A 24,324-nucleotide genomic window follows, 5' to 3' on the forward strand; every position below is an offset into this window, starting at 1 on the left:
GTTCTAGACGTGAATCTGAACAGGCTATTAGCAAAAAATGAACCGGAAGGATTTTATATGTCAAAACGTCCGGTAAAAACTTGTTGTGCAGGCCCAATAAGCCAGATGTTTTCAAAAGAGTTGTTGTTTTTTTTATCGAAACGAACTTCTAATTCGCCCCCTTTAGCTTCAACTGCGATTGGGCTTTTCAGTCCTTTGTCAGCAGCCGCTAAAGCTGATGCGGTAATGCCTGTCCCGCACGACAAAGTCTCGTCTTCTACTCCTCGTTCATAGGTTCGTACGAAAATGGTATTCCCTTCTTTGATTTCAACAAAATTGACGTTGGTTCCATCCGGTTTATAAGGCTCTGAGTATCTGATTTTAGCGCCTTGCGAAAAAACATTTTCTACTTCGACATCTGATACGAATATAATATGATGAGGCGAGCCATTGTTTAAGAAGTAATGTGAGTCATATTTTGTTGGGTGTTTTTGATCACGCATATGCAAGTAAACCAAGTTATCCCTAAGGTTTGCTTCGTATTCTCCGTCAATGGTCAGAAAATGAGTTTGAGTTTCTATAATGCCAAGAAAATTCGCGAAACTTACGGCACACCGACTGCCATTACCGCATAAGCTTTGGCTACCGTCGGCGTTGAAATAAATCATTTCAAAGTCCAGATTATCATGATTTTCAATCAAAATGAGACCATCGGCCCCAATGCCAAATTTGCGATCGCACAATTTGGCTACTAATGTCTCGTTGTGAGGAAAGATACCCTGTCGGTTATCTATCATCACGAAGTCATTACCTGTGCCCTGATACTTATAAAATGGGATACTCATATTCAATATGCTTAAGAGGGTTTTCTAATGTGGATGCGTAAAACTAGAAAACAAAAAAGCCACGTAAACGTGGCTTCTTAAATTTTTTTCCGAGCTGAAATTAAATTCTTTCTTTAATTCTTGCCGCTTTTCCTTTTCTACCTCTTAGGTAGTACAGTTTTGCTCTTCTAACTTTTCCTTTTCTTAGAACTTCGATTTTTTCGATGTTAGGAGAAAGCATAGGAAAAATTCTCTCGACAGCTATGCCACTAGAAATCTTTCTTACTGTAAAGGTTTCGCCATTAGAGCTAGGGTTTTTGATTTGTAAAACAGTCCCTTGAAACTGCTGAATTCTCTCTTTATTGCCCTCTTTGATCTTCACGTGTACATTCACGGTATCGCCAGGATTGAAAGAGGCAATTGCTGCTCTCTTCTCTTTGTACTCTTCTTCGATTAATTTAATTAAGTCGCTCATTTTATTAGCTTTATATGCCCTTCCAAAAATCGGACTGCAAATATAGAAATTTATTTTTTAAATATTCAAAAGGGTATTTAAAATATAATTAAAATCCGATGTGTTATTCATCAGACTCTGAACCTTTTAAGAGATCAGGTCTTTTTGACTTAGTTCTCTTGACCTGCTGCTCAAATCTCCAGGCATCAATTTTAGCCTGATGGCCAGAAGTAAGTACTTCAGGTACTTTCCAATTGTTATATTCAGCGGGTCGAGTATAAACGGGAGGAGCAATCAAGTCATCTTGAAATGAATCTGTCAATGCAGATGTTTCATCATTCATTACTCCAGGAAGTAGGCGTATGACAGAATCAGCAACAACCGCTGCAGCTAGTTCTCCTCCTGTTAAAACGTAATCTCCGATGCTAATTTCGCGTGTAATTAAATGCTCTCGAACGCGTTCATCCACACCTTTGTAGTGGCCGCATAATAGAATGATGTTTTCTTTCAGGCTAAGTTCATTCGAAATCCCTTGAGATAGTGTTTGGCCATCAGGACTCATATATATCACTTCATCGTAGTTTCGTTCTGATTTGAGCTTGTTGATGCATTTGTCAATTGGCTCAATCATCAGAACCATACCAGCACCTCCTCCAAAGGCATAATCGTCGATTTGATTATGTTTATTAATAGAATAATCTCTGAGATCATGGATATGAATCTGAGCCAATCCTTTATCTCCAGCTCGTTTTAGTATGCTTTGATCTACTGAGCCACTAAACATGGCCGGCACGCATGTTATAATATCAATTCTCATCTTCCTCTAGATAGATGTCTATTAAACCTTCGGGGATATCCGCGTCTATCTTTTTCTCTTTGACGTCCACCCTCTTAATGATTTCATCTTTCAATGGGATGAGTACCTCTTTTTCTTGGTGGATGACGGAGATTAATTCTTGAGGTCCAATTTCAAATAATTCCTTAACCTTACCAATTGACTTTCCTTTGTCGAAAAGTTCCATGCCGATTAGTTGATGTAGGTAGTACTCGCCATCCTTGAGTTTGGGTAAATTGTTGAGCGGCAAATAAAGCTTACATCCGACCAATGTTTTAGCCGCCTCTATGTCATCTATTTCCTCAAACTTTGAGATAGCCTTGGCTGGGTTGATTTGGATGTGCTCAATAAAAAATGGAATCAATGAATTGTTCTGATGAACAAACATCGATTCCATTTCTTTATATTCTAAAGGGTTGTCTACATCTAAAAATAGTTGTACCTCTCCCTTTAAGCCATGGGTCTTGATTACGTGACCAATCTGGTAGCAATCATCCACCGTCATAACAAATTATTCAGCGCCTTTGTCTTCCTTTTTTGAAGCTTCTTCAGCAGGTTTTTCTTCTTCTTTTGCTGGAGCTTCTTCTTTAGCCTCTGCTACCGGAGCTTCTTCTTTAGCTTCTGCTGCTGGAGCTTCCTCTTTAGCTTCTGCTGCAGGTTTTTCTTCGACTGCCGGTGCCTCTTCAGCCTCTGCTACCGGAGCTTCCTCTTTAGCTTCTGTTGCAGGAGCTTTTTCCTTAGCTTCTTCTACAGCTGGAGTTGCTTCTACTGCTGGAGCTTCTTCAGTTGCTGGAGCTTCTTCTTCGCTTGTCTCTGCCGCTGCAGTCGCCTCTGCTTCTTCTATCACTAATCTTTTCTTGGCGATCTCTTCTGCTCTGGCTGCGTTTACTTTAGCCTCTGCTTCCAGTTTGGTCTTGTTCGCAGAGTCTTTCGCTTTTGCTAAAGAATCAACTTTGCCTTGAACCTTGCTTTCCTTCTCTTTCATCCATGCTTCAAATTTCTTGTCAGCATCTTCTTGAGTGATTGCACCTTTATTTACTCCTACTTGAAGGTGTTTTTTGTACATCACACCTCTGTAAGATAGAATCGCTCTTGCGGTATCAGTAGGTTGAGCACCATCCATTACCCATTTCAATGCACTTTCTTCATCGATATCAATGAATGCAGGATTTGAGTTAGGGTTGTACGAACCTAGTTTCTCGATAAATCGGCCATCTCGTGGCGCACGGGCGTCTGCTACGACTACATCGTAAATTGCCTGTTTTTTTCGCCCTCTTCGGGCAAGTCTAATTTTTACTGCCATTTTATATTATATGGTATAGTTTAAATGTTGCGGATCACGTCCGCATGAATAAAAAGTCCGCAAATGTAGTACTTTTTTGTTTATTAATTAATAAATGATGACCTATAAGATTTAAGATTGAATTTGTTGGCTTATTTTGGCTCTTAAATCAATATATTTGTTTAAACGATTACACGGTTTTTGATTGTATAACCCGATCACTATATTTGTGCCAGCAAAGATTAAAAATAGCCAATGGACAAATATTCTTATATCGCCAATGCACACAGTGGAGTGATTGACGATATGTACCAATCTTACAAGGCCGACTCTAATTCTGTTGATATTTCTTGGCAGCGATTTTTTGAAGGCTTTGAGTTCTCTCTTCAAAAATATGGAGAAAATGGAGAAGTCTCTACGGAGGCAGTGTCTAATAAAGAATTAGCAGTACGTGATCTCATACATGCCTATAGGTCACGGGGGCATCTAAAATCCAAGACCAATCCTGTCCGAGAAAGAAAGGATCGTAGAGCACTGCTTGACATTGAAGATTTTGGTTTATCAAAGGAGGATTTGGATACTGAATTTGAATGCGGAAATGTAATAGGTATTGGCCGGGCGACACTTAAGAAAATAATTGCTGCTCTCCAAGATATATATGAAGGTTCTGTTGGCTTTGAATACATGTACATCAGGAAACCTGATATACTAGAATGGTTCAAAGAAAAGGTGGAAAGAGAGGCTCTTCATTTTAATCCTCCTATTGAAGAAAAGAAACAGATTTTGTCTAAGCTGAATGAAGCAGTTGTATTTGAGAATTTCCTTCATACCAAATACCTAGGGCAAAAGAGGTTTTCGCTGGAAGGCGGTGAGACTACTATTCCGGCATTGGATGCAGCTATTAATCGGGGAGCTGAGCTTGGTGTTCAGGAAGTAGTAATGGGTATGGCCCATCGAGGCCGCCTCAATGTACTTGTAAACATTATGGGTAAAACCTACGAACAGGTTTTCAACGAATTTGAGGGTGGATATGTGCCGGATCAAACCATGGGAGATGGCGATGTGAAATATCATATGGGATTTTCTTCACAGATCGTTACGCCATCAGGGCATACTGTCGATTTGAAGTTGGCTCCAAATCCATCTCACCTGGAAGCTGTAAATCCGGTGGTAGAAGGATTTGCACGAGCAAAAATTGACGGGCTATACGAAAACGACAATTCTAAGATTATGCCTATCTTAATCCATGGTGATGCAGCAATTGCAGGCCAGGGAATTGGCTATGAATTGGTGCAAATGTCTAAGCTGGCGGCATATACAACTGGTGGGACTATTCACTTTGTAATCAACAATCAAGTTGGTTTTACTACGGACTTTGATGAAGCCAGATCGAGTATTTACTGCACTGATTTGGCCAAAACGGTAGACGCTCCGGTATTGCATGTCAATGGTGACAACCCAGAGGCAGTAGTGTTTTGCATGAAAGTGGCTGTGGAATATCGTCAGAAATTTAAACGAGATATCTTCGTCGACATGGTGTGTTATAGAAGGCATGGACACAATGAGGCTGATGAACCTAAATTTACTCAACCATCGCTGTATAACTTAATATCTAAGCATGCCAATCCAAGGGAAGTTTACAACAAATCTCTCATCGAAAGAGGTGACATAGACGCAGGCCTTGCGGTATCCATGGACAAGGAGTTTAAAGGCATGCTGCAGGATCGTTTGAATCAGGTAAAACAGGACAAATTGCCTTACACTTTGCAACAAAGTGAAAAGGAATTCTCAGAAATGAGATTATCGAGGCCTGAAGATTTTGACCAGTCGCCAGATACATCAATTTCCCTCGACTTTGTCAAGAAAGTAGGAGAAGCCATGATGCAAGTGCCAAAAGGATTTAAGGCATTGAAACAGATTGAGAAAGTGTTGAAGCAGAGAAAAGAAATGTTCTTTGATAAGAAAGAGCTCAATTGGGCATCTGCAGAAATGTTGGCCTATGGATCTCTTTTGCTTGAAAATAAGACGGTAAGAATCTCTGGTCAGGATACCAAAAGAGGAACCTTCTCGCATCGTCATGCGGTAGTCAGAGACATCAACTCTAACGAGCCTTATAGTTTTCTTGATCACATAGAAGGTTGCGAAAAAGATTTTAAAATTTATAACTCTTTGCTTTCCGAATTCGGCTGTATGGGATTTGAATTTGGCTATGCTATGGCAGATCCTAATGCTGTGGTAATTTGGGAAGCGCAGTTCGGAGATTTTGCCAACGGGGCACAGGTTATGGTAGATCAATTCATTTCTTGTTCTTATACGAAATGGAGAAGAATGAATGGCTTGGTGCTGCTATTACCACATGGGTATGAAGGTCAGGGCCCGGAACATTCCAACGCCAGGCCGGAGAGATATCTTCAGTTAGCATCAGGTAACAACATGTACATATGTAATTTGACCACACCGGCCAACTACTTTCATATGATCAGACGACAATTGGCAATGCCTTTTAGGATGCCCTGTATTTTGATGTCACCAAAGTCATTGTTTAGACACCCTCTGGTAATGTCTAAAATGGAGGAGTTCACCAAGGGGAAATTTAGAGAAGTGATAGGAGATGACTATGCAGATGCCAAGAAGGTAAAGAAGGTACTGCTTTGTAACGGTAAGGTTTATTTCGATTTGCTCGAAAAGCAACAAGCTGACAAACGAAAAGATGTTGCAGTTATCAGAGTGGAACAGCTTCATCCTTTCCCTAAAAAACAGGTGATGGCGGAGTTGAAGAAATACAAGGTGGATATGGTGCACTGGATACAAGAAGAGCCTGAGAATATGGGTGCATGGTCATTTATTCTAAGAGTATTTAGAGAGGTGACTAAGGATGTGATTTCTAGGAAAGCAGCGGCATCTCCTGCTACTGGCTATTCTAAAGTACACAAACAACAACAAGATGATCTTGTGAACCAGGCCTTTTCCTAATTGAATAATAGAGACATAAAAAAATTAATAATATAGAAATGATTGAAGTTAAAATACCCACCGTTGGTGAATCAATAACCGAAGTGACGGTATCGCAATGGGCAAAACAAAGTGGTGATTATGTCGAAATGGACGAAATCATTTGTGAACTGGAATCAGATAAGGCTACCTTCGAACTCAATGCCGAGGCTGCCGGTATTCTAACCATCAAAGTCGAAGAGGGCGAAACCATTGAGATAGGAACTGTGGTTTGTACCATTGATGAAACTGCTTCGGCGGGAGCGTCTCAATCAGCACCAGTGGCAAAAGCCGAGTCAGCACCATCTGCAAGCATTCCTTCGTCCGGAGGAAAAACAGGTGAAGTGTTGGAAATGAAGGTTCCAACTGTTGGCGAATCAATCACTGAGGTGACTATCGGCACATGGATGAAACAAGACGGAGATGTGGTTGAGCTTGATGAGCCGATTGCAGAAATTGAATCGGATAAAGCAACGTTTGAATTGGCTGCTGAAACTCGAGGGGTATTGAGCATAGTGGCGCAAGAAGGCGATACAATCGAAATCGGTGCCCTGATTTGCAAAATAGAGGTAATGGATGGTGTTGCATCCGTACCAACAGCATCTACAACTACGGAAATAACCTCAGAAACTCCTACTGGCACCCCAGGTTATGCGGCCGGACATCCCTCTCCTGCAGCTGCAAAAATATTAGCCGAAAAAGGAATTCCTGCTGGAGATTTAGTAGGATCTGGTGTTGGAGGAAGGGTTACAAAAGAAGATGCTCAAGCTGCCAATAAATCAGCACAGACACCCACAACACCCTCAGTGAAAGAGGCGACTCCAGCAGTACCCGCTACTGGAGGAGGTAGAACACAAACCAGAAAGAAACTGACTCCTTTAAGGAAGACGGTAGCCAAGCGTTTGGTGTCTGTGAAGAATGAGACGGCGATGTTGACTACGTTCAATGAGGTGGATATGAAGCCAGTAATGGACTTACGAAAAAAATACAAAGACGCTTTCAAAGATAAGTACGAAGTAGGATTAGGGTTCATGTCGTTTTTTATCAAAGCAGCCTGTCAGGCACTTCAGGAATGGCCTGCCGTAAATGCACAGATTGACGGTAATGAGATTGTATATAATGACTTCTGTGATGTTTCAATAGCGGTTTCTGCACCAAAAGGCCTTGTAGTTCCGGTGATTAGAAATGCAGAGTCCTTGTCATTCAATCAGGTAGAAAGTGAAGTGGTGAGACTGGCTAAAAAGGCTAGAGATAATAAATTGAGCATTGACGAAATGCAAGGAGGTACTTTCACTGTGACGAACGGAGGAATCTTCGGATCAATGCTCTCAACCCCGATAATCAACGCCCCTCAGTCCGCCATTTTAGGAATGCATAATATTGTAGAGAGACCAGTAGCCATCAATGGTCAGGTAGAAATCAGACCGATTATGTATTTGGCACTTTCTTATGATCATAGAATTATAGATGGACGAGAGTCGGTTAGCTTTCTGGTAAGAATTAAGGAGTTGTTAGAAGATCCTGCCCGATTGATGTTGGGTATTTAAAAAGTACTAAGTATTGAGTACGAAGTACAAAAGCAATGCATCGATATAAGGAGCTGTTGGTTTGGAAAAAGGCTATGGATTTGACCGAAAAGGTCTATGACCTAACAAAGTCATTTCCAGCAGATGAAAAGTTTGGCTTGATCAGTCAAATGCGAAGATCTGCAGTTTCTATTCCTTCCAATATTGCTGAAGGATCGGGAAGGAATTCCAAAAAGGAGTTCAACCAGTTTTTGGCAATAGCTATTGGTTCATTGTTTGAATTAGAAACTCAAATGATGCTTTCTATTCGCATTGGATTTGAGACTGAAAAAGCTTTAGGCGAAACTTTAAAGAAAATAGATGAAATTCATCGCATGTTAATTGGCTTGATGAATTCCTTAAAATAATACCAACTGTACTTTGTACTCTATACTTAGTACTATATACTAAAAAAAATGAAATACGACGTAACTGTAATAGGATCTGGCCCTGGTGGATATGTGGCTGCCATCAGATGTGCTCAATTAGGATTCAAAACGGCAATAGTAGAAAAATACAATTCATTAGGTGGCACATGTCTCAACGTGGGCTGCATTCCTTCCAAGGCGTTGCTGGATTCTTCGGAGCATTTTCACAATGCAGAGCATACTTTCAAAGAACACGGAATTGACATTCCAACGCCGAAGGTGAATTTCAAGCAGATGGTCGCTCGAAAGGGTGACGTGGTGAAGCAAAATACTGACGGCATTCAGTTTTTGATGAAGAAAAACAAAATAGATGTCTTTCACGGACATGGCTCATTCATTGACAAGAATACTATAAAGGTAGCCGGAGAAAAGGAAGAAAAAATTTCCACTGACAAAGTCATTATTGCCACTGGTTCGAAGCCTTCTTCTCTACCATTTATTAATATCGACAAGAGGAGGGTGATTACAAGCACGGAAGCTTTGGAGTTGAAAGAAATTCCAAAACACATGATCATTATCGGTGGAGGTGTGATAGGACTTGAGTTGGGTTCCGTTTATAAAAGATTGGGTGCTGAGGTATCCGTAGTGGAGTTTTTCGACAGAATTATCCCAGGAATGGACGGTACCATGTCCAAAGAATTGACCAAGTCATTAAAAAAACTAGGTGTAAAGTTCTATCTGAAGCATAAAGTAACTGGAGTTGAGGCAAAAGGGAAGAATGTAACTGTGAAAGCAGACACACCAAAAGGAGAGGTACTTGAGCTGAAAGGCGACTATTGTTTAGTATCTATTGGCCGGAGAGCTTACACTGATGGATTAGGTCTGGAAAATGTTGGAATAGCGGTGGATAAGGCCGGTCGTATTGAGACGGATCAGCATTTGCGAACTTCAGCTGATAACATTTATGCCATTGGCGATGTGGTAAAAGGAGCGATGTTGGCACATAAGGCAGAAGAAGAAGGAGTATTGGTGGCCGAGCAGTTGGCTGGTCAAAAGCCTCACATTAATTATAATCTAATTCCTGGGGTGGTTTATACATGGCCTGAAGTTGCTGGATTAGGACAAACCGAAGAGCAGTTAAAGGAGGCTGGGAAAGCCTACAAAGTAGGGTCGTTTCCCTATAAAGCGCTTGGAAGAGCCAGAGCCAGCATGGATACCGATGGACTAGTCAAGATATTGGCTGACAAGGTAACCGACGAAATTCTGGGTGTACATATCATTGGAGCTAGAGCAGCAGATATGATTGCAGCAGGCGTGACCGCCATGGAATTCAGGGCTTCAGCCGAGGATGTGTCTAGAATGTCGCACGCGCATCCTACATACATGGAAGCGGTTAAAGAGGCATGTTTGGCAGCCACAGATGCGAGACCAATTCATATGTAGAAGTGGCAATAACTAAGGTTAAAATAAGAAAGGCCAACTTAATGAATTGGCCTTTCTTATTTTCTAAATCTTTCTTCCAAAAATGTAGGAGATGGTTAAAAGAACAAGAGCAATTAAAGCACCACCGTGTTCGCCATCTTGGGCGTTCCAGTGTGCAGCAAATGCCAGAATAAAATCAAAAAAGAAGCCAGCGTAAGCCCATTCTAACAGCATCCTGGATCTTCTGGTAAGTATGGCAACAATACCCAGCAATTTGGCAATAGCCAAAGGAATGACAATATAGGATGGGTAATTGAACCCCTCGAAAATACTTTTGACCTCATCGGTTTTCATAAAATACATGCTTGCTGAAAATAGCATCATAGCACATAGCAAGCCTGTTGATACCCAGTAGATTATTTTATTTCTTTTCATAGTTTAGTAAAGTAATAAGCGAGCTATAAAGTTCCAATTTTTAAGAATTTCATTATCTCACTAAGTCCAACACTTTCCCATAATTCGGAACGTCGTTGTAATGCCATTTTCCCATCACAGTTCCGTCCTTTAATAGCCATAAACCTGGGTTGGATCGAGTAATTGTCTTGAGAACTGTAGCGTCTGTGTAGTAGTACGGAATCGAAAGATTTGTTTCATTCTGAAATGCCTCAAAAACAGTTCCGTCGGAAGCTGTGAGTGCATAAATATCGACCTTGCCACCTAGCGCTCGTATCAATTCATTAATTTCCTCAATTCCCGATTTATTAGTTTTAGATACATCATATAAAATCACAAAGAGCTTACTTCCAGTAAATACCTCAGTGGTGAAATCCCCGTCATCATTCCAAACACCAAAATCAGTAATCTTAGGTGCGGCCTCCGGGTTTAGGTGATTCATGGCCACAAATGTGTAAGACTTGTCTGTTGGATAGGTATCAAATGAAAACTTCTCACCGTCCTTTTCCATTACATATTCGTAGATGTATTCAGCAGAGGGTTGCATTTGGGTCGGGATATGGTTGCCAACTTTGTATGCTCTAAAATCGATGAAGGGCAAATGAGCAATGGCATAAAGAGCGAGGGCTAGCGAAAGAACCAATGATCCTCCAACTAAAAAGTGACCCCTCTTTTCAGCCTCTTTGGATTGTGTGTCATGCTCACTCAAATAGAGAAAGACAATCATTACCAGTAAAACAATGTCTTTTATAAAAGATTCCCATGGAGTGAGTTTGATTGCATCTCCGAAACAACCACAATCAGTTACGCTATTGGTAATTGCTGAAAAACCTGTCAGTGCGGTGAAAAAGACAATGATACTCAGTAGGGACTTTAGTGTGAAGTTTTGTTTGTAGTTAAGAAGTAAGGCTATACCAAGCACCACCTCCAATACGACAAGAAAAACGGAAATAGGCAAGGCAAACGGAACCAGATAATGAAAGAAACCGGCGATATCCAACGAAAAGATTTCGAAGTATTCTTCCATCTTTATGGCCGTCCCTACGGGGTCGTTTACTTTGATTAAGCCTGAGAAGATAAATAACCCTCCTACAAAAAACCTTATCAAGTTCAAAGCTAATTTCATAAGCAAATATTTTTAGTGTTCAATTTAATCAAGTACGTGAAAGAGAAGTTTCTGTTTGTGGTTAATAACAATACATTAACACTTGTAGTCCAACATACTTGCCATTACGTACTTTGAATGAAGTTCAATTTGATCAGACAGAAAACAGAGTAGTTGATCATATCCTGATAATTGGCTTCGACCCCTTCAGAGATTAATGTCTTACCCTTGTTATCTTCGATTTGTTTTGTCCTTAATATCTTCATCAAGATTATGTCGGTCATGGAAGATACTCGCATCTCACGCCACGCCTCATCATAATCATGGTTTTTATTGGCCAATAGATCGCGCGTTTCTTCGGCAATACCAATATACATAGGTTCCAGCCTTTCATATGGTATTTCCATTCCTTCATCTCCATTCATTTGTACTTGCATAATGGCCATGATACAATAGTTGATAATAGCCACAAATTCACCGGCTATATCTTCCTTTATTTTTTGTTCACCTTTTTCCTGAATAGACCGAATTCTCTTGGCTTTGATGAAAATCTGATCAGTTAGGGAAGATGCTCTCAAAATCCTCCAGGCGGTACCATAATCCTTAGTTTTCTTTTCAAAAATATCTTTACAAGCTTTTATAACTTCCGTATATTCGCCTACCGTTTTTTCCTCCACTATTTGTCTGATTTTATTGAATTGAGCGGCTAAAATTAAGGTGTAAATGGCTGGCAACAAATTATTTCATAGATTAATGAGTATGTCAGGCCTTAGGCTTTTTCGTGCAGATGTATTCCGAGCGAAATGCCTTATCGGAAAGGGTAAAAGCACTAATGAAAGAATCTAAATTTATAAATATACAAGGAAAAAAGATGTCACTCTCATCACCAAAGGTGATGGGAATTATCAACCTGACTGCGGATTCGTTTTATGACGGCGGAAAAATCAAATCTGACAAAGATTTGCTGTCTAAGGCAGAAAAAATGATAATTGAAGGTGTTGATATATTAGATATTGGAGCATACTCTAGTCGGCCTGGAGCCACCGATATCCCAGAACGTGAGGAAATGGATAATGCTGTGAGCGGCGTTGTAAATGTTCTCAACCACTTTCCCAATGCCGTTGTTTCAATCGATACTTTCAGATCGTCTGTTGCCAAAATTACCCTGGAACATGGAGCAAGCATAGTCAACGATATATCTGGTGGAAATCTCGATGAAGGCATGTTTGATTTGATTGCCAAAGAAAATATACCCTATATCATGATGCATATGCGTGGTAATCCACAAACTATGGCCAATCTTACCAACTATAATCATTTGGTTTCAGATATTATTGATTACTTTAATGCAAAGGTCAACGACCTGAGATCCAGAGGAGTAAATGACGTAGTAATCGATCCGGGATTTGGGTTTGCTAAAACTAAAGAACAAAATTTTGAGTTATTAAATAAGTTGGAATTGCTTGATGTGCTTGATGTGCCCATGTTGTGTGGTGTTTCGAGGAAGTCAATGATCTTCAAAGAACTGAACACAACTCCGGATGAAGCACTCAATGGCACAACAGCTCTCAACATGGCTTGCTTGATGAAAGGCGCATCAATTTTGAGAGTACATGACGTAAAAGAGACCAAAGAGACAATCCAACTATATGAGGCTATGATAATGAATAAGATATGATATTGGGATTTCAAATCGGATTTTTAGAGATAGGATGGGTCGATGTGCTTGATATCTTATTTGTGAGCTTTTTCTTATATCATGTCTACAAGTTGATGCGAGGAAGTGTTGCAATCAAGATTTTCTTAGGATTCTTGTTTCTATATATGATTTACCTTGTTGTGAAGGCGGTGGATATGGAATTACTAAGTATTATACTTGGCCAATTTATGGGTGTAGGAGTAATAGCCGTAATTGTGTTGTTTCAACAAGAAATTAGAAAGTTTCTTTTGCTATTAGGGAAAACCACGGTTTTTGAAGAGGGAAATATTCTCAGAAATGTCCAGCAATTTTGGCATGAGAAGTACGATAAAAATCATCTGGATGTATCTCCTATTATAGATGCTATAAAAAACATGGGTGGATCTAATACGGGAGCTTTAATTGTTTTTTCGAGAAGTTCAGAATTGAAGTTTTTTGCAGACTCTGGAGATCGATTAGAAGCAAAAATTTCTAAACGGCTCATTCTAGCGATTTTCAATAAAATTTCTCCTCTGCATGATGGAGCCATCATAATTAATAACAACAGGATAGTGGCTGCACGGTGTATTCTCCCTGTATCCGAAAGAGATGATATCCCGGCGCAGTTTGGCCTTCGTCACAGAGCGGCTTTAGGTATGTCCGAGACCACAGATTCATTGGTAGTCATTGTATCTGAGGAAACCGGCCAATTGACTGTAGCCAGAAGTGGAGAGTTCGAATACAATCTGTCCACACAGGAGGTTCGCGCTCGGATCAATGAATATCTGAGCAACCTTGACGAATCAAAAAGTGAAAGCCTTATGACCAAGGCAATCAAGCCGGATCAAAATGACAAGGCGGCTAAAGATGGGCAGGAATCAGTTAAGTCTGAGCTTTCCATAGACTAGAGAAAATGTTAATCCATCAGTCTGAATATTGACATACAATTTTCTATTTTTGCCCAAATTTCCAAAATTATGATACAGAGAGTTCAGTCTATATTTTTATTGTTGGTAGCAGCAAGTATGATAGGAATGTTGTTTTTCCCAATCTGGAACAAGCTTGATGGGGAGAAAAGTGAGCTTGTAGAGTTGTCGGCATTTAAATTTATCCACACGAAGAAAGATATAGATACCAGCGAGATCGCGGTCATATCAGAGGGTCAAACATTTTACATAGCGGCTTTGGCCATTTTGGCCGCAGGGATTGCCATATATTCAATTTCAAGATATGACAACCGACTGATGCAAATGAAATTAGGAGCACTCAACTCTCTTTTTATGGGCGGAGCTATGGGACTTATTGTCTATCATGTTTACCAAGCCGAGCGTCTGATTGCGCCAACTCAGCAAGGCAATTACTTATTTGCATTCTACCTTGGAGTTTCTGCCTTGTTGTTCAATTTATTATCTAATCGTTTCATTCGCAGGGATGAGAAACTCGTAAGATCTGCTGACAGAATCCGATAATCTCATTCATGACGGTGCATGAGAAATGAAATCAACACCGCTTTCCTGTCAAAAAAACCTGTTCTGCTGACATCCTGTCACTGATTTAGCTAATTATCTGTTTGGAATGGCATTTGATATCTGCCCACCACAGGTAGAAATCTGTTCAAACTTTAATTCATTAAATAAAAATATATCATGCAAGAGAAGGGTAATATTTCGATTCATACCGAGAATATTTTTCCAATTATCAAGAAGTTTCTTTATTCAGATCATGAAATTTTCTTGAGAGAGTTAGTGTCTAATGCAGTGGATGCTACGCAAAAACTGAAACAACTGTCTGGTATTGGCGAGTATAAGGGTGAGCTTGGAGAGCTCACAGTTGAAGTAAGCTTCGATGAGAAGAAGAAGACCATTACCATTTCTGACAAAGGTATAGGAATGACAGCTGATGAGATAAAAAAATATATCAATCAGATCGCATTCTCTGGCGCTACTGAGTTTGTTGAGAAATACAAAGACAAAGGTGATGAACAACAAATTATAGGACACTTTGGACTAGGGTTCTATTCTGCTTTTATGGTAGCAGACAAAGTAGAAATCAATTCTCTTTCTCATGTAGATGGATCTGAAGCAGCCAACTGGATTTGTGATGGTAGCACTGAATTCGAGATCAAAAAAGGATCAAAGAAAGAAAGAGGGACTGATATCATCTTGCATATCAATGAAGAGTCAGAAGAGTTCTTGAATCAAGCAAGATTGCAGGGTATTCTGACCAAGTATTGCAAGTTCTTGCCCATTGAAATCAAGTTCGGTCAGAAAGATGAAAGTATTCCTGACGGAGAAGACAAAGATGGCAAGCCTCAGTATAAGACAGTAAAGAAGGACAACATCATAAACAACCCTTCTCCTCTCTGGACGAAGTCACCATCCGAGCTCAAAGATGAAGATTATTTGGCTTTCTATAGGGAGCTATACCCGATGTCAGAAGAACCTTTATTCTGGATTCATTTGAACGTTGACTATCCATTCAATTTGACTGGAGTGCTTTACTTCCCTAAAGTGAAGAACGAATTGGAATTGCAGAAAAACAAAATTCAATTATACTCTCGTCAGGTATTTATAACAGACGAAGTAAAAGACGTAGTTCCTGAGTTCCTAATGTTACTACATGGTGTGATTGACTCTCCCGACATTCCACTTAATGTGTCTCGTAGCTTCTTACAGGCCGATGGAGCAGTGAAGAAAATTAACACCTATATCACGAAGAAGGTAGCTGATAAATTGGCAGAACTGTTTAAAAAGGACAGACAGGCTTTCGAAGACAAATGGGAAAATATCGGATTGTTTGTGAAGTATGGCATGCTCAGTGACGAGAAGTTTTATGACAAAGCTAAGGACTTTGCCTTGTTGCAAAACACGGATGACAAGTTCTTTACGTTTGAAGAATACAAGGAACAGACTACTGCTTTGCAAAAGGATAAAGATGACAACCTGGTGTATTTATATTCTACTAATCCAGCACAGCAGCATGCTTTTATAGAATCTGTAAAGAACAAGTCATACGATGTATTGAAATTTGATGGTCCATTAGATAGTCATTTCATTGGTACTTTGGAGCACAAATTGGAAAAAACTCAACTGAAGCGTGTCGATGCTGAAACAGCAGATAAACTCATTGACAAAGATGAAAAAGTAGAGTCCGTACTTTCAGATAAAGAAAAGGAAACTGCGAAGGAGCTTTTCGAAAAGGCCATCAATGATAAGAACTCTACAGTAAATATTGAATCTTTAGCTGCTGATGAAATGCCTGTGATTGTGACCATGCCTGAGTTTATGCGTCGAATGAAAGACATGCAGAAGCAAGGTGGTGGAGGTATGATGATGATGGGAGACATGCCTGATCAGTATACCGTAGCAGTCAACGCAAATCATCCATTGGTATCTAAAATTCTGAAAGCCAAAAAAGCGGAAAACAAAGAACAGTTGGCCAGACAGGCTTATGACTTAGCCCTTTTGTCACAGGGACTTTTAGAAGGAGCAGCGCTTACTAGTTTTATTAAGCGCTCTGTGCAGATTAGCGCAGAGTAAATTAGAAATAATATTGAGTCTTGGGATTATGCTCAGACTTTAATAATTCAGAGACCTCCTTGCACAAGCTTGGAGGTTTTTTTTATTTCCATACATCTTTATAGCTTTGGTTTGGCAATGATCGCATAGGTGCGGCGTTCGACTAATAAATGATACAAAATTCAAAAAAATATAGCCTCTTCCTCCTTTTCATACTGACTGCAAAATTATGCTTTGCTCAGGACTACACCGATGATGACGCTTTTGAAACACAATATGAAAAGCCATTGACGGTGGATTTGGATGCGGTAGATGAAGATGATATCATCGAGATTAAGGAGAAGAAGCCAAAGAAGAACGTCTACTATGGGAAAAAAACGCGAAAAGCATTTACCAGACAAGGTTTTGGTGGCAACACGGTTACAGAACTTTTTACTGTTCTAAAAGTGTACGAAGAACCGTTACCCTATGTAAGGGACATTTATTGGTATGACTTCAGAAAACGAAAAATTATTAAGTCAAGAAAAATTGACAAGGCCAATGCGGGCATACTGCATGGACCATATAAAAAGATGGTTGGAGATCAATTGATTGAAGAAGGCATTTTTTATATGGGGACTAAACATGGACGCTGGTCAGCATGGAATAAACACAATATTCTTCAGTCAAAAGAAAAGTACTATAAGGGATGGCCGAAAGAGTCCTTAGTAGCTTATCATAACAAGGAAAAAAAACAGTTACAGGAAATAATCCCGGTACAATTTGGAGAAAAGGAAGGCAACTACTACGCCTTTCACAAGAGTGGAAACCTCGCTGCAGTTGGAGAATATCACTTTGACAGTAAAGTAGGGCTTTGGCGGGAGTATTACGACACGCGAAATCGCCGTAAACGCGAGATTGTATATTCAAAAGACCCATTCAACGATGATTTTCGTCCTTACATCATTCGTGAATGGGACAAGAGGGGAAAATTGATTTATGAGAAGAAATAGCTAGCTTTATTCTCTTGTAGTTAAAATCCAAAAGATTGATTGACATGGAAAAGTTGCTTAGCTTTTACTGTGCACTTGGTTGTATGATTATCTTATCATGCACAGATGAAAAAAGTCCTGAGGATAACTTTGTGCCACTACCTTGGGATCACCCTCTAATTTTTGAGTATGGCCACACAGTTGATAATTATTTATCAATTACCACTCACATGTATGTATCAAACGAGGAAAAGGCTGTCGAGAATAGACCATTGATTATTGCTTTTGCTTCGACTGAGGGGACTTCTGATGATCTAGTATATCAGCTGGCACCGTTAGCAAATTTGTATGATGCTGTCGTGGTTTCTCCACAGATTGATGTTTTTTTTGAAAAAGGCTGGGCACCATACGACCAATTAATTGATTCTTTGATTGCAAGTTCAGCAGTTGATCCGATGAAAATATTTCTCTCTGGTTATTCTTCAGGTGCCGGTTCGGCTTTTCTAAAAGGGAAAGAATTTGGAAAGAATAGAATTACGGGACTCTTGCTTCTTGCTACTGGTCGAGCTGTTGGCGTTTTTGAAGACAAAAGAACATGGAGTCAGCTGCCCAGGCTTTGTCAGTGTACAGGGACAATTGATTTTACCTATGAGGCCAACAAACTGCTACATGATGATCTTCTATCGCACGGTGTAGAGGCTGAGCTTGTCGAAGTACCTAATTATGGACATGGTGACATGCTTTCCAAAGACTATGTTGAGCAGCAAGTCGAATGTCTTGAATTTTTGATTGAGTAGTTTTAAGTAGTGAGTTTTTTTGAATAAGAATAAAAAAACTACAAACAAGAAGGTTTCTTTTTCTAATTTGACTTACCATTTAATTAATCAAATTTCTATGTCTCTTATTACTTTCCGCCCGGCGGAACTTCAGGATTTACAATTACTTTATGATTTCGAACAGGGCATTATTACTGCAGAACGTCCATTTGATTCAACATTGAAGGGTGGACATATTAATTACTATGATTTGAAAGTGCTGATTGAATCAGACGAAGCCGAGGTTATAGTAGTGGAATTTGACAAAGAAATTATTGCATCTGGCTATGCCCAGATTAGAGAGGGCAAAGATTTTCAATCGTTTACAAGTTTTGCTTACCTCGGGTTTATGTTTGTGAAGCCTGACCAAAGAGGCAAGGGAGTTATTTCCCAGTTACTAGAAAGATTGAAGAAGTGGTCTCAATCTAAAGGCATTACAGAAATTAGACTTGAAGTATACAACGACAATGAACCAGCAGTCAGAGCGTATGAAAAAGCGGGCTTTAAAAAACATATGGTAGAGATGCGTCTTAATTTAAAAAGCTGAGCGGGTAGAGATTTGCCGTATCAAATCCCCTTAAATAATTCTACACTTTCTAGATATTCCGGAACTACTACATTGGGCCATTGTAAACGATCGGTTAATAATTTAGAAAGGCTTGCAGTGCTCTGAGATTCTCCATGGATCACAAATGTAAATTTGGGGGGGGATTTGATTTGACTGGCCCATTTGATAAGCTCATTTTGATCGGCATGAGCAGAAAGTCCGTTGAGGTGTGCAATATTACACTTTACTTTGACATCGATACCAAAAATTCTGGTGCTTGGCTCACCTTCCATTATTCTTCTTCCCCTGGTACCTTCAGCCTGGAAGCCCACAAAAAGGAGGGTGTCATTTGATCTTCCAAGTCTATGAAACAGATGGTGCAAAATTCGGCCACCGGTACACATTCCGCTTGCGGATATAATGACGGCTCCAGAATCAATTGCGTTGAGATTTTCTGAAGAATCCTGCGATCTGTAATAATGAAAATGAGGGTCGTCAAAAATAGATTCATGCTCTAATTTACCTACGCTAAGACGATGATCTTTTCGGTGTTTTTTGTGCAAATAGGTGGCGTTGATAGCCATAGGACTGTCAATAAAGATTTTGCAATCAGGAATTAGTTTTTTCTCCAATAGGTAATGCAAATAATAGAGCAGCAATTGTGTTCTTCCGACTGCAAAAGAAGGAATAAGTAAGCAACCGCTTTTGCTAAAAGCATTCTTGACAATTTCAGCTAGTTTGTCTTCTACTCTATCTTCAGCATTTATGCGATTGCCATATGTCGATTCTATGAAAAGCACATCTGCCTTTTTCATAGGGTAGGGATCGTAGAGTAGCGGTTGGTTATATCTACCGAGGTCACCAGAAAACACTATGTTTTTTTTTTGTTGCTGCCCACTAATCTGCAGCGAGACTATAGACGAACCCAATATATGCCCTGCATCATAAAAAGTTGCTTCTATGTGGTCAGCAATAGTGACAGGTCGATGGTAGCCAGAGGGTTCAAGTAAACTAAGTGCTTGTTCGGCATCTTTCGTGTTGAATAGGGGCTTTGGCGGGTGATGCTTAGAGTATCCTTTCTTTCTTGCAAATTCGGCTTCCTCTTCCTGCAACTTAGCAGCATCCTTTAGCATGATATCAAGAAGTGAAGCAGTAGGGCTTGTGCAATATATTGGGCCAGAAAAGCCCTCATTGACCAATCTGGGAAGATATCCGGAATGATCTATATGCGCATGGGTTAGAATCACCGCATCAATGCTGGTAGCTTCTATAGGAAGAGAATCCCAATTTCTGAGGCGAAGCTCTTTCAGGCCCTGAAACAGACCGCAATCAACAAGTAGCTTGAAATGGTCGATTTCCAGCAGGTATTTGGAGCCGGTTACCGACTGAGCTCCACCTAAAAATTTTACCCGAACATTCATGAACCAAATTTGCCTTTTTGATAGACAGAAGGAAATGATAATATTCAGAAATATGGTTGATGCTGGTCATGAATTGTTCGTTGTTTTGGCTAATGGCCAATCAAGCATATTGACTAGTGGATAATATTTTGTTTTGATAAGTAATCTTGTATATTTACTTTGTAATTCAAAGTACTTTTATGAAGCAAGAACAATACATTGAAGATCTGAAGGACATAAGAGATATTATGAACAGATCTTCCAGGTTCATTTCACTCAGTGGTTGGTCCGGAGTATCGGCCGGATTTTTCGCCCTTTGCGGAGCGTATGCTGCCTATCAGACAGTCTATACCAATCAGGATTATCTTGGCTTTAGGTCTGCAACAATTACAATGGAAAGCCTTTTGTCTCTTTTGGGTATAGCAGTCCTAACCTTGGGCTGTTCGATTGGAGCGGGTATTTTTTTTACCACAAGGGAAGCAAGGAAGAAGGGGCAAAGCATTTGGGACCATCAATCCAAAAGGCTTTTGACAGCTTTGGCCATTCCACTGCTTACAGGAGCCATCTTGTGCTTTATACTCCTTTCTAAAGGGTACATAGGTATAGTTGCACCTCTCACTTTAACTTTTTACGGATTGGCACTGGTGAATGCCAGCAAATATACGCTGACTGAAATACGAAGCTTAGGTTTGATAGAAATTATACTTGGCTTAATTGCGACTTACTATATTGGTTTTGGTCTTTTGTTTTGGAGCGTAGGTTTTGGCCTCTTGCATATCATTTATGGAATTATGATGCAGATGAAGTATAAGTCGTGAAGGATATTTTAAAGGATTTAAATAAGGCGTTTGAAAATAAGGTCAGATTGGGGATTATGTCAGCTCTGGTCGTGAATGATTACCTGGATTTCAATACCTTGAAAGATTTGTTGGCAGTTACAGACGGTAATTTGGCAAGCCATCTTAAGTCACTTGAAAAGAGCCAATATATTTCTGTTCAAAAGGAGTTTTTAGGAAGAAAACCAAATACAAAATACAGCGTAACTGAGGAAGGACGAAAGGCATTTGTGCAGCATATTAAGGCAATAGAGAAGCTATTAAAGTAATATTTTTTTAACCCCGTACTTTGAAATGCAAAGTACTTTTAATAAAATCAAATGAATACAGAAAATTCTTTTTTTGACAAGTTGAGCCGCTGGATTAAGAATTCGGTGATGCTTAAACTTCTTACCATCACAATTTTGATGCTTTTACTACTCATACCAGCATCGATGATCGAATCTATCATTTGGGAAAGAGAGAACCTGAAAGACCAGAGTATCCAAGAGGTGAGTTCTAAATGGGCTGATAGCCAGCAAATTAACGGACCTATATTGACAATACCGTTGCTATATGAAATAGAATACGAGGTAGAAAAGGGTGAGAGTAAGAAGAAAGAGCTCGTAAAGGAATTAGTAACTAAGTACTGGTATATTCTCCCTAAAAACCTCAAAATAGATGGAAATATTGAACCTAAAAAGTTGCGCCGCGGAATATACGAAGTGGTAGTTTATAAATCTAACGTAGCGATATCTGGTGATTTTATACTTGACCATCATTTGGATAGAACAAATTTGAAAAAGGTTCTCTATGATCAGGCATTTTTAACCGTAGGCGTTTCTGATTTAAGAGGAATAAAAAATCAAGTAGAGTTTAAATGGGCAGATAAAGTTTTGGAGGTTGAATCAGGGTCCAGAATTTCTAACATGATCTATTCTGGCTTTACTGTTGAGCTACCTAATCTCGGAGATAGTATAGAGCCTATTGATTTTGAGTTTTCCTTGAACCTACTCGGTAGTCAAAATATGTCCTTCGTGCCTATCGGAAGCACAACCGAGGTTCAATTGGTCTCGAATTGGAAATCACCTAGTTTCAACGGTAATTTTTTACCTGATCATAGAAAGTTGACAGATAACGGATTCGAGGCCAGCTGGAAAATATTAAAACTTAATAGGAACTTACCTCAATCATGGATTGGCAGTAATCAGGTTGATGAAATGTCGGCTTCTGCATTTGGGGTAGACCTTATTTTGGAATTAGATGACTATCAAAAATCAATACGTTCTTCGAAGTATGGAGTGATGACAATAGCATTGACCTTTTTAATCTTCTTTCTTGTTGAAATTCTTTACATGAGAAGAATTCATCCTTTTCAATACATTCTGGTAGGTTTGGCACTCTGTCTTTTTTACGTATTGCTGGTATCGATTTCTGAGCATTCCAATTTCAATTTGGCCTATGGCATTTCTACTTTTGGAATAGTCACGATGATTACCCTTTATGCGCTGAGTATATTTAATGCAAGGAAATTAGTTTTGGTCTTGGTCACCACTTTATGTGGGATATACGGATTTCTTTTTGTGACTCTTCAATTGGCAGACTACGCCTTGCTTATGGGAAGCATTGGTCTTACGATTATATTAGGTGCTACTATGTACTTTACCAGAAATATCAATTGGTACAAGCTAAATATTGATAAGGAATGACCAAACTTTACGTTCGCAACTTAAATTCAATGTTAGTTGCGGACGTATTCTTCTACTAAAACCACTTGATCAAAAAACTCACCACCCATTTTTTAAATCCATTAAAGGGAGGATAGAAAAGTAAAGCATTGGTCAACCCAATGCGTTGGCTCAGTACAGATTTCTGGTTGGAAAACTCCAGGAACCCATAGCGGCCGTGTGATTTTCCGATGCCACTATGGTTTACTCCACCGAACGGAAGGTTCGGATGAGCATATTGCACAACTACATCATTGATTGCCATAGAACCGGCGGATGTTGCCTTTGTAATTTTTTTCTTCATTTTTCTACTTGTGGAAAAGAGATAAAGAGAAAGCGGTTTTTCATTTTGATTGATGTGGTCAATGACTTGATCTATATTGTCATAGACTTTCAATGGCATGATGGGTCCAAAAATCTCTTCCTGCCATATGCGGTTGGACTCGTCTATATTGGATAGAAGTGTAGGTTCAATAAATTTATTATCAACTTGATATTCTCCCCCGAATTCTATTTTGGCTCCGAAGTTTGTGGCTTCTTCAAGTATGTCTACCAGGCGCCTGGCGTGGTTGGAATGGACAAGTCGCGAATAATCATCAGCATTTGCCATTCCTTGTCCCTTACTATCAAATAGTTGTGAAACATACTTTTTAGCAGATGCGATAAATTTATTTTTCACTTTTTCATTGATGAAAATGTAGTCTGGAGCAATACAGGTTTGCCCATTATTTGTGAATCTACCCCATACAATTTTTCTTGCAGCGTCGTCCGCATTGGCTGTTTCATCAATAATAACTGGCGACTTGCCTCCAAGTTCCAGTGTAACTGAACTCAGATTTTTGGCAGCGGCTGCCATTACGATTTTGCCTACGTTCGTGCTACCTGTGAAGAAAATATGATCAAAAGGTAACTCGAGCAGTGCCGTAGTTTCTGGCACAGCACCTTCCGCCACTGTTACTACTTCAGGCTCGAATATGTCTTCCACCATTTCTTTGATCATTTTTGAAGTAGCAGGTGTATGTTCGGAAGGCTTTAAGATAGCTGTGTTGCCTGCGGCTAAACAAGAGACTAGCGGACTGCCAATCAGGTTGAAAGGAAAATTCCAGGGTGCAATGATCAAACATACACCCTTGGGCTCTGGTCGAACTTTGGCAGATGTGCCAAGATAAGTCATGCCTGGAGAAACATGCTGCGGACGGGCCCACTGATGTAGATGGTTTAAGGCATCATTTATTTCTGTGGTAACAGTAAATATTTCTGAAATATCTGTATCTGTGGCAGATTTTCTGAGGTCAGTGTGCAGTGCTGAACGAATCTTGTCTTTGTTTTTAAGTATCCAGTTTTTCAGTGATTTCAACCTGCTTCGTCGAATGGCGATAGATTCCGTGCGAAGTTCCAGGCTTTTGCTTTTTTGTTTATCAAATTGAGATTGAAACTGGTTTACCATTGGGTTGTTATTTTGTTAAAGCTAAGAAAGATAATGAAGTCGGGACAATATTGGCGTACAATCGCCAGCTTGAACTAAATTTTATACGCAAAAAGACATGATTCCAACACAGTATGGGCTCAAACCAA

Annotated in this window: 24 protein-coding genes; 14 read left to right on the plus strand and 10 right to left on the minus strand. The window is 39.7% G+C overall.

The features are described 5' to 3' along the window. Positions 1-53: 53 nt before the first annotated feature. From dapF to ABJD64_RS03595, 5 genes are all read right to left on the minus strand, one after another. Complete coding sequence (gene dapF, locus ABJD64_RS03575) at positions 54-824, minus strand: diaminopimelate epimerase (RefSeq protein WP_348177484.1); 771 nt, start codon at positions 822-824, stop codon at positions 54-56. A 100-nt stretch (positions 825-924) separates the two neighbouring features. Further along, positions 925-1,278 (minus strand): 50S ribosomal protein L19, encoded by a 354-nt coding sequence (gene rplS / locus ABJD64_RS03580; RefSeq protein ID WP_348177486.1) that lies wholly within the window; start codon positions 1,276-1,278, stop codon positions 925-927. A gap of 103 nt (positions 1,279-1,381) precedes the next feature. After that, positions 1,382-2,074 (minus strand): tRNA (guanosine(37)-N1)-methyltransferase TrmD, encoded by a 693-nt coding sequence (gene trmD, locus ABJD64_RS03585; RefSeq protein ID WP_348177488.1) that lies wholly within the window; start codon positions 2,072-2,074, stop codon positions 1,382-1,384. Further along, positions 2,064-2,597 carry a ribosome maturation factor RimM gene (rimM, locus tag ABJD64_RS03590; protein WP_348177490.1) on the minus strand — a complete coding sequence of 178 codons (534 nt, stop codon included), beginning with the start codon at positions 2,595-2,597 and terminating at the stop codon, positions 2,064-2,066. Before rimM ends, trmD begins: the two co-directional genes overlap by 11 nt. A 6-nt stretch (positions 2,598-2,603) precedes the next feature. Further along, a complete protein-coding gene (locus tag ABJD64_RS03595) occupies positions 2,604-3,395 on the minus strand; it encodes a 30S ribosomal protein S16 (RefSeq protein ID WP_348177493.1) in 792 nt (263 codons plus the stop codon). A gap of 234 nt (positions 3,396-3,629) precedes the next feature. Between ABJD64_RS03595 and ABJD64_RS03600 the strand changes: the two genes are divergently transcribed. The 4 genes from ABJD64_RS03600 to lpdA are packed head-to-tail and all read left to right on the plus strand — an operon-like array spanning position 3,630 to position 9,741. Next, the gene (locus ABJD64_RS03600; protein ID WP_348177495.1) at positions 3,630-6,347 is read left to right on the plus strand and encodes a 2-oxoglutarate dehydrogenase E1 component; all 2,718 of its coding nucleotides are present in this window, start codon (positions 3,630-3,632) and stop codon (positions 6,345-6,347) included. 38 nt (positions 6,348-6,385) lie between these two features. After that, positions 6,386-7,912, plus strand: a complete 1,527-nt coding sequence (gene odhB, locus ABJD64_RS03605; protein WP_348177497.1) for a 2-oxoglutarate dehydrogenase complex dihydrolipoyllysine-residue succinyltransferase — start codon at positions 6,386-6,388, stop codon at positions 7,910-7,912. Positions 7,913-7,947: 35 nt separating this feature from the next. After that, positions 7,948-8,298: a four helix bundle protein gene (locus ABJD64_RS03610; protein ID WP_348177499.1), complete on the plus strand. Its 351-nt coding sequence runs from the start codon at positions 7,948-7,950 to the stop codon at positions 8,296-8,298. 48 nt (positions 8,299-8,346) lie between these two features. Beyond that, complete coding sequence (gene lpdA, locus ABJD64_RS03615) at positions 8,347-9,741, plus strand: dihydrolipoyl dehydrogenase (RefSeq protein ID WP_348177501.1); 1,395 nt, start codon at positions 8,347-8,349, stop codon at positions 9,739-9,741. A gap of 63 nt (positions 9,742-9,804) precedes the next feature. On the opposite strand, the gene ABJD64_RS03620 is transcribed toward lpdA, so the two are convergent. The 3 genes from ABJD64_RS03620 to ABJD64_RS03630 form a co-directional block, all read right to left on the minus strand. Beyond that, the gene (locus ABJD64_RS03620; RefSeq protein WP_348177506.1) at positions 9,805-10,155 is read right to left on the minus strand and encodes a DoxX family protein; all 351 of its coding nucleotides are present in this window, start codon (positions 10,153-10,155) and stop codon (positions 9,805-9,807) included. A 52-nt stretch (positions 10,156-10,207) separates the two neighbouring features. Then, positions 10,208-11,299, minus strand: coding sequence for a BT_3928 family protein (locus tag ABJD64_RS03625; RefSeq protein WP_348177508.1), 1,092 nt, complete (start codon positions 11,297-11,299; stop codon positions 10,208-10,210). Between the two features lie 104 nt (positions 11,300-11,403). After that, entirely contained in the window at positions 11,404-11,955 is a 552-nt protein-coding gene (locus tag ABJD64_RS03630) for a DUF1599 domain-containing protein (RefSeq protein WP_348177510.1), read from the minus strand. Between the two features lie 155 nt (positions 11,956-12,110). On the opposite strand from ABJD64_RS03630, the gene folP reads away from it, so the two are divergent. The 7 genes from folP (at position 12,111) to ABJD64_RS03665 (ending at position 18,807) form a co-directional block, all read left to right on the plus strand. Next, complete coding sequence (gene folP / locus ABJD64_RS03635) at positions 12,111-12,956, plus strand: dihydropteroate synthase (RefSeq protein ID WP_348197963.1); 846 nt, start codon at positions 12,111-12,113, stop codon at positions 12,954-12,956. After that, positions 12,953-13,864, plus strand: coding sequence for a diadenylate cyclase CdaA (cdaA, locus tag ABJD64_RS03640; RefSeq protein ID WP_348177514.1), 912 nt, complete (start codon positions 12,953-12,955; stop codon positions 13,862-13,864). The genes folP and cdaA overlap by 4 nt, the downstream gene beginning before the upstream one ends. 69 nt (positions 13,865-13,933) lie before the next feature. Continuing rightward, a complete protein-coding gene (locus tag ABJD64_RS03645; RefSeq protein ID WP_348177516.1) occupies positions 13,934-14,425 on the plus strand; it encodes a DUF4293 domain-containing protein in 492 nt (163 codons plus the stop codon). A gap of 177 nt (positions 14,426-14,602) precedes the next feature. Further along, complete coding sequence (gene htpG / locus ABJD64_RS03650) at positions 14,603-16,495, plus strand: molecular chaperone HtpG (RefSeq protein ID WP_348177518.1); 1,893 nt, start codon at positions 14,603-14,605, stop codon at positions 16,493-16,495. Between the two features lie 149 nt (positions 16,496-16,644). Beyond that, a complete protein-coding gene (locus tag ABJD64_RS03655; protein WP_348177520.1) occupies positions 16,645-17,466 on the plus strand; it encodes a hypothetical protein in 822 nt (273 codons plus the stop codon). Between the two features lie 44 nt (positions 17,467-17,510). After that, positions 17,511-18,242, plus strand: a complete 732-nt coding sequence (locus ABJD64_RS03660; protein WP_348177522.1) for a hypothetical protein — start codon at positions 17,511-17,513, stop codon at positions 18,240-18,242. Positions 18,243-18,261: 19 nt separating this feature from the next. Beyond that, a complete protein-coding gene (locus tag ABJD64_RS03665; RefSeq protein WP_348177524.1) occupies positions 18,262-18,807 on the plus strand; it encodes a GNAT family N-acetyltransferase in 546 nt (181 codons plus the stop codon). A gap of 20 nt (positions 18,808-18,827) precedes the next feature. On the opposite strand, the gene ABJD64_RS03670 is transcribed toward ABJD64_RS03665, so the two are convergent. After that, the gene (locus ABJD64_RS03670) at positions 18,828-20,228 is read right to left on the minus strand and encodes an MBL fold metallo-hydrolase (protein WP_348177526.1); all 1,401 of its coding nucleotides are present in this window, start codon (positions 20,226-20,228) and stop codon (positions 18,828-18,830) included. A gap of 179 nt (positions 20,229-20,407) precedes the next feature. On the opposite strand from ABJD64_RS03670, the gene ABJD64_RS03675 reads away from it, so the two are divergent. Genes ABJD64_RS03675 through creD form a run of 3 tightly spaced genes read left to right on the plus strand, consistent with a single transcriptional unit; the run spans position 20,408 to position 22,731 of the window. Then, positions 20,408-21,025, plus strand: coding sequence for a hypothetical protein (locus tag ABJD64_RS03675; protein ID WP_348177528.1), 618 nt, complete (start codon positions 20,408-20,410; stop codon positions 21,023-21,025). Continuing rightward, on the plus strand, positions 21,022-21,312 hold the full coding sequence (locus ABJD64_RS03680; protein WP_348177530.1) for a transcriptional regulator: 291 nt from the start codon (positions 21,022-21,024) through the stop codon (positions 21,310-21,312). The genes ABJD64_RS03675 and ABJD64_RS03680 overlap by 4 nt, the downstream gene beginning before the upstream one ends. 51 nt (positions 21,313-21,363) lie before the next feature. Next, positions 21,364-22,731 carry a cell envelope integrity protein CreD gene (creD, locus tag ABJD64_RS03685; protein ID WP_348177532.1) on the plus strand — a complete coding sequence of 456 codons (1,368 nt, stop codon included), beginning with the start codon at positions 21,364-21,366 and terminating at the stop codon, positions 22,729-22,731. Positions 22,732-22,786: 55 nt separating this feature from the next. On the opposite strand, the gene ABJD64_RS03690 is transcribed toward creD, so the two are convergent. Further along, positions 22,787-24,196 (minus strand): aldehyde dehydrogenase family protein, encoded by a 1,410-nt coding sequence (locus tag ABJD64_RS03690; RefSeq protein ID WP_348177534.1) that lies wholly within the window; start codon positions 24,194-24,196, stop codon positions 22,787-22,789. Positions 24,197-24,324: the final 128 nt, after the last annotated feature.

It is taken from the genome of Reichenbachiella sp. (assembly GCF_039944555.1).
In the GTDB taxonomy this organism is placed as follows: domain Bacteria; phylum Bacteroidota; class Bacteroidia; order Cytophagales; family Cyclobacteriaceae; genus Reichenbachiella.